Below are 4,893 nucleotides of genomic sequence, written 5' to 3'. Positions count from 1 at the left end.
GATCGTCCACGACAGCGGCGGCAACGCGCTGCTGCGCGGCTTGCCGCCGGCGACGTCCCACCAGTCCATGCGCAGGCCGTCGAGCCGGGTCGGGCCGGTGCGCGAAGGCACCAGCGAGAACTTGCGCGTCAGCTTCACCCGCGGCCGGCCGTCGGAGAAACCGTCGTCGGCCTGGACCGGCTCGGGAAACACCTGCACGCCGTCGATCGGCGGCAGTTCCAGTTCGGGCAGTTGCGCGGCGTTGGCGCCGTCGACCGTCGCCTCGACCACCAGGGTCGCTGCGCTGCCGACCCGCAGTTCCTGCGGCGTGGAGCGATAACGCAGGCTCAAGTCGTGCAAGGGCAGCCAGGGCTGCGGCGCGTCGGCCGGCAGCGCCTGCACGTTCAAGCTGCGCGGCCGCGCGCGCGCGCGCAATTCGTCGCCGCTGCCGCCCATGATCTGGTCGATGAAACCCGGCGCACTGCGCCCTTCGAACAGCGCCGCCGGCACACTGAGGGCGCCGCTGCGTTCGGGCACCAGCAGGAAACGCCGCTCGACCACGGTGTAGCGGCGTCCGGCGACGTCGCGGCTGTATTGCGCGTCGTCGCCGACCCGCATCAACGACGCGCCTTCCGGCACCGGCTGGTCGATCTTGCCGGCGAGCAAGGGCACCGCCGAGTACAGCCGCACCACCCAGCCCACCGCCTGTTGCACGTAGGGGCTGAGGTCGTCGGCCTCGCTCTCGATGAAGACGTCGCCACCCGCCCCCTGCGGCGCATTGGCCGGTTCGCCCGACACCTCCAGCGCCAAGGGCTGAGTGCGCTCAGTGCCGACTTGCAGCGCAGGAATCGCGATGCGGCCGCTGCGGCGCGGCTGCAGCAGCACCGAGAATTGGCTGCGCACGGCCAAGCCGTTCTTGCCCGGCACCATCTCGCTGTTGCTGCTGCTGGCGCTCAACACGAAATCGCTGCGCAGCGGGGCGAAGTCGGGACTGTTGCCGAGCGAGCCGGTGGTCTCGACGTTCAAGGTCACCGTTTCGCCGGCGTTGATGCGCTCGCGGTCGAGCCAGGCACGCGTTTGCGCGAACGCGCCCGTGCTGAGCGTCGCCAGCAACAACCACAGCCCAAATTGGCCCATCCATCGCGACATCGGTTTCAATCCCCTCGCAGCGCCTCCATTTGGCGCCGCTCGTATTCGATCTTGAATTTCTCGCGCAGCAGGCCGCCCGGATCGTCGGGGACGCGCTTGAGCCAGGCTTCGTTGGCGAGCCGGCGTTCGCGCTCGACCGGTGTTTCCTGCCCGGGCTTGCGCCCGGCGGCAGGCTGCTGCGCAGGGTCCTTGCCCTGGCGCGCGAGTTCGCGCTGCATGCGTTCGCGCTGGGCCGCATCGGCCTTGCGCTGGGCTTCGCTGTCGGACGGCTTGGATTCGCCGCCGGGTTTCGACTGTGACTCAGCGGGATCGCCGGAGTCCTGCGATGGCTTGGGCGGCGATGGTTTGGGCGGCGACGGCTTCGACGACGAGGGTGAATTCTGCGGCTGCCCGCCCTGCTGCGGATCCTGGTTTTGGCTGTCGCTCTGGCCGCTCTTGCCGTCCTGCGACTTCGGCGGATTCTTGCCGTCGCCGCCCTTCGGCGGCGGCGGACGCTTCATCGCCGCTTCGACCGCACGCTTGTTGGCCAGGGCATCGGCCATGCCCGGCTGCAGCTTGAGCGCGCGATCGTAGGCGGCGATGGCATCCGGATAACGCCCCTGGCGCGCCAGGGCGTTGCCGAGGTTGTACTGCGCATCGGCGCCTTGCGCGCGCTGATAGAGCTCACCGGCGCGCTCGAACTCGCCCTTGCGATAGGCCTGGGCGCCTTCGCGCATGCGTTCGTGCGCGGCCTGATCCGGGCGCTGCCACAGGCCCTGCGCTTGCGCCGGCTGCATCGCCGGCCAACACAGGCAGACCAGCACGACGGCCACACCGCTGCGACGGCGAAACGCGAACAAAGCCAGCAGCATCAACAGCGGCAACAGCCAATAGCCGTTGTCTTCGCGGGCCAGGCTCTTCTCGCCGCGCGCGCTGCCGGCCTCGGAGACATCCGGCGCCAGCAACCGCAGCGTCTGCAAGTCTTCATCGCCGCGGCCGATGCTCGCGTAACGGCCCTCGCCGTCGGCGGCGAGCGCGCGCAGCGAATCGGCATCCAGCTTGACGTTGACGATGCTGCCGTCGGGACGCTGGAACGGAGTTGCGGTCTCGCCGCCCAGGCCCAGCACCGAGACGCGATAGCCGCGATCGGCGGCCCGCGCCGCGGCGCGGCGCGCCGCCGCGTCGGCGCGATCGGTCATCAACACGATCTCGCCGCGCTCGAAACCGGCCTGGGCGAGCAGGCGCGCGGACCATTCGATGCCACGGTCGCCGCGCTGACCGTCGCCCGGCATGACATCGGGCGAGAGCGCATCCAGGAACACCGCGACATTGCGCGCATCGTCGGTCAGCGGCGCCACCGTATACGCATCGTCGGCATATACGACCAAGCCGATCTGACCGCCATCGCGCAGCTTCAACAAGGTCGCCAGCTTGGCCCGCGCCTGCGCCAGCCGCGTCGGCGGCAGGTCGCCGGCCAGGGTCCGGCTCGACAAATCCAGCGCGATCACCAGGGGCGTGCTGCCCTGCCACAAGGGCTGCTCGCTCTGGCGCCAGCTCGGCCCACTGAGGGCCAGCACTGCCAACGCATAGGCGAACACCGCCGTCGCCGCGGCTAAACGCGAACGACGGCCATCGCGGCCGTCGAGCAGATGCGGCAGCAGATGCGGATCGACCGCGCTGCGCCACACGCTGCTGCGATTGCGGCGACGGCGCCACACCCACGCCAACAACGGCAGCGCCAGCAAGGCCCACAGCCAGTGCGGACGCAAGAACTGCAAGGGTGCCAGATTCTGCAGCCACAGCGACGGGTTCATGCCGGCCTCCGACGTGGCCATGCGAAGGCCAACAAGGCCATTCCGAACGCGGCCGCCAAGGGCCAGATATAGCGCTCGATGCGCGGCCGCACCGCTTTGCCGGGGCGCTGCACCGGTTCGATGCGGTCGATCTCGGCATAGATGCCGGCCAGCTCGGCGGTATCGCGGGCGCGGAAGAAACGTCCGCCGGTGGTCTGGGCGATGGCGCGCAACGAGGTTTCGTCGAGCGGGTCGCCGCCCGGCACCGCGATCTTGAAACCGAACAGAGACATGGAACCGTCGCCGCCGAAGGCGATGGTGTGGATGCGCACTTGATGATCGCGCGCGAGCTCGGCGGCCTTGTTCGGATCGAGCGCACCGGCGGTGTTGACGCCGTCGGTCAGCAGGATCAGCACGCGCTGCCCCGAAGGCTGCTCGCGCAGACGCTTGACCGCCAGGCCGACCGCGTCGCCGATCGCGGTTTCCTGCCCGGCCAGGCCAACCACGCTGTCCTTGAGCTGGTCGCGCACGGTGTCGCGGTCCAAGGTCAGGGGCGTGAGTACGTAGGCACGGCGCCCGAACACGATCAAGCCGATGCGATCGCCGACGCGGCGATCGAGAAAGTCGGCGAGCACCGCCTTGGCGGCGGTGAGGCGGTCGACCGGCGCATCGCTCAGGGCCATGTCCGGTTCGCTCATGCTGCCCGACAGATCCAGGGCGAGCATCATGTCGCGGCCGACCTGCGGCGGCTGCACCGCTTCGCCGAGTTGCTGCGGGCGCGCCGCGGCGATGCACAACAGCGCCCAGGCCAACCACAACAGCCAACCCGCACTGCCGCCGCGCAGGTTGCGTCCGCCGACGGCGGCGATCGCATCCAGGCGTTCGCCGAACGGTACCTTGAGTGCGGCGGAAGCATCGCGCGCGGCCGGCAACAGCCAACGCGCAAGCAAGGGCAACGGCAAGGCCAACAGCCACCAGGGCCAGGCGAACAGCTCGCGCCAATCGCTGAGCAAGGACATCAACGCGCTCCCATCCAACGCAGGAAGCGTTGCCGGGCGAGTTCGCGCAAGGCCGCAACCTGGGCCGCGTCGGCTTCGCGCCTATAACCGCCGTCGAGCAACAAGCGCCCGGGGCCGTCGACGAAGTCGCTGCGCTTGCTGCCGCGATCGAGGAACTCGAGCCACTGTTCGCCCTGCAGGCGATCGGCCTGGCGATCGTGGCGGCGCGCGGCGCGACGCAGCAGCTCCGACATCGCCGCGACTTCGGCCGCGGGCGTGGCGGCGGCTTCGAGTGCCTGGTCGAAGACCCGCGCGATGTCGCGCCGCCGCCGTTGCCGGCGACGTTGCCAGACATACACCAACAGCGCGACGAGGGCGACCGCCGCGATCAGCATCCACCAGCCCGGCGCCAGCGGCCACAGCGACGGCGCATCCGGTTGGTGGATATCGCGCAGAGGCAGGGGCGCGTCCATCACGCCACCAACGGCCGCGAACGGCCCAGCAGCGGCAGCCACGATTCGCTCGGCGCATCGGTCGACAGGGCCTGCACGCGCACCCCGCGCGCCGGCAGTTTCTCCAGAGCGACCTGGACCGGGGCTACGAACTGATCGTGCCAACGCTTGCGCTGCGCGTCGATGCCCAGATCGAGTTCGACCCGCTCGCCGTCGCGGCTGAACGGCAACGCCGTCTGCGGCGGCCGGGTTTCGATCGGGTCGGTCAGCAGCAGGACGATCACTTCATGATGCTGGGCGAGCACCGCCCAGCGCCGCTGCGGCAAAGCCGCGATGCTGGCCGGGTCGGCGAGCACGATCAGGCGCGAACCGGGCCGCAGCAAACGCGCGGCATGATCGAGCGCGACCTCGAGCCCGGCATCCTCGGCCGGCGGCTGCGCATACCAGCGCACCATCGCATCGAGCACGCGCAGGGCGCCGCGCGGGCCCGAAGCAGGCGTCACCGGCGGCTCGCGCAGGCTGCCGCGCAGCGCGGCGATGCGG

The 4,893-nt window shown here is 70.3% G+C and carries 4 protein-coding genes (1 of these 4 only partly in view); all 4 read right to left on the bottom strand.

The window, feature by feature from the left end; translation table 11 throughout:
* Tightly spaced (at most 17 nt apart), the 4 genes in view from GLA29479_RS23220 to GLA29479_RS23205 form a layout consistent with a single transcriptional unit that may run on beyond the window.
* Positions 1-1,116, bottom strand: partial view of a BatD family protein gene (locus GLA29479_RS23220; protein ID WP_057972999.1) — the 5' portion only. 24 nt of this gene lie to the left of the window's left edge; 1,116 of the gene's 1,140 nt are visible here — the first part of the coding sequence; its start codon is at positions 1,114-1,116; the stop codon falls past the left edge of the window.
* A 17-nt stretch (positions 1,117-1,133) separates the two neighbouring features.
* Entirely contained in the window at positions 1,134-2,921 is a 1,788-nt protein-coding gene (locus tag GLA29479_RS23215) for a VWA domain-containing protein (protein WP_057973326.1), read from the bottom strand.
* The gene (locus GLA29479_RS23210) at positions 2,918-3,919 is read right to left on the bottom strand and encodes a vWA domain-containing protein (protein ID WP_057972998.1); all 1,002 of its coding nucleotides are present in this window, start codon (positions 3,917-3,919) and stop codon (positions 2,918-2,920) included. Before GLA29479_RS23210 ends, GLA29479_RS23215 begins: the two co-directional genes overlap by 4 nt.
* Positions 3,919-4,374, bottom strand: coding sequence for a DUF4381 domain-containing protein (locus GLA29479_RS23205; RefSeq protein WP_425599997.1), 456 nt, complete (start codon positions 4,372-4,374; stop codon positions 3,919-3,921). The genes GLA29479_RS23210 and GLA29479_RS23205 overlap by 1 nt, the downstream gene beginning before the upstream one ends.
* Positions 4,375-4,893 lie beyond the last annotated feature (519 nt).

The sequence above is a fragment of the Lysobacter antibioticus genome (assembly GCF_001442535.1).
Taxonomy (GTDB): domain Bacteria; phylum Pseudomonadota; class Gammaproteobacteria; order Xanthomonadales; family Xanthomonadaceae; genus Lysobacter; species Lysobacter antibioticus.
This window is presented reverse-complemented; position numbering and strand designations above follow the sequence as displayed.

What these genes read in the sequence shown, in the direction of transcription:
- GLA29479_RS23210 (WP_057972998.1), bottom strand. Translation starts at nt 3,919, where the DNA reads ATGTCCTTGCTCAGCGATTGGCGCGAGCTGTTCGCCTGGCCCTGGTGG.
- GLA29479_RS23215 (WP_057973326.1), bottom strand. Translation starts at nt 2,921, where the DNA reads ATGAACCCGTCGCTGTGGCTGCAGAATCTGGCACCCTTGCAGTTCTTG.